This window comes from Actinacidiphila sp. bgisy144, from assembly GCF_057708105.1.
The window spans coordinates 1-1,188 of sequence record NZ_JBYIRM010000099.1; the positions used below are offsets into that span (position 1 = coordinate 1).

Annotated in this window: 2 protein-coding genes; both read left to right on the forward strand. The window is 64.6% G+C overall.

The window, feature by feature from the left end:
* A partial coding sequence (locus tag AC3EVP_RS36865; RefSeq protein WP_435138148.1) for an ABC transporter permease occupies positions 1-384 on the forward strand: 384 nt, incomplete at its 5' end.
* Positions 371-1,180 (forward strand): ABC transporter ATP-binding protein, encoded by an 810-nt coding sequence (locus AC3EVP_RS36870; protein WP_435138151.1) that lies wholly within the window; start codon positions 371-373, stop codon positions 1,178-1,180. The genes AC3EVP_RS36865 and AC3EVP_RS36870, both read left to right, overlap by 14 nt.
* Positions 1,181-1,188 lie beyond the last annotated feature (8 nt).

The window sequence follows — 1,188 nt, forward strand, 5'->3', positions numbered from 1 at the left end:
TCGTGGTTGCTGATGTTCCCGGCGTTGTTGTGCCAGTGGGTGTTCAACACGGGGTTGGCGTTGTTCGTGGCGCGGTTGGGCAGCAAGATGACGGATCTTTCGCAGTTGATGCCGTTCATGTTGCGGACGTGGATGTACATGTCGGGTGTGATGTACAGCATCACGAAGTTGACGTCGACGGCGCCGCATGCGGTGCGGATTCTGCTGGATGTGAATCCGGCGGCGATCTACATCGATCTGATGCGGTTCGCGTTGATCGATTCGGTGACGGCGTCGCAGATGCCGGCGCATGTGTGGCCGATGGCGGTGGCGTGGGCGCTGGTCGTCGGTGTCGGTGGGTATGTGTACTTCTGGAAGGCGGAAGAGTCCTATGGCCGTGGCTGAGCAGCCGGCGCTTCCGCCGGTGCAGGTGAGTCGTCCGAAGGTGCCGACGGTGATCGTGGAGGGCGTGAACATCGTCTACACGGTGCATGGTGCGGGGACGGGCAAGGGGAGTGCGACGGCGGCGCTGGGGCGGATGCTGTCGCGGAAGCGCCGGTCGACGAACGTGCGGCGGGTGCATGCGGTGAAGGACGTGAGTTTCACGGCGTATCGCGGTGAGGCGATCGGGATCATCGGGTCGAACGGTTCGGGGAAGTCGACGCTGTTGCGGGCGATCGCGGGGTTGCTGCCGCCGGAGTCGGGGCGGATCTACACCGATGGGCAGCCGTCGTTGCTGGGGGTGAACGCGGCGTTGATGAACGATCTGACCGGGGGGACGAATGTGATCCTGGGCGGGTTGGCGATGGGGATGTCGCGGGAGGAGGTGCGGTCGCGGTACAAGGGGATCGTGGATTTCTCGGGGATCAACGAGAAGGGTGATTTCATCTCGTTGCCGATGCGGACGTATTCGTCGGGGATGGCGGCGCGGTTGCGGTTCTCGATCGCGGCGGCGAAGGACCATGACGTGTTGATGATCGACGAGGCGCTGGCGACGGGTGACCGGTCGTTCCAGCGGCGGTCGGAGGAGCGTATCCGGGAGTTGCGGAAGGAGGCGGGGACGGTGTTCCTGGTCTCGCACAGCAACAAGTCGATCCGGGACACGTGTGAGCGGGCGATCTGGCTGGAGCACGGGGTGATGCTGATGGACGGCCCGACCGAGGACGTGCTCGCGGCGTACGAGGCGAAGACCGGGAAGTGACCGCGGAC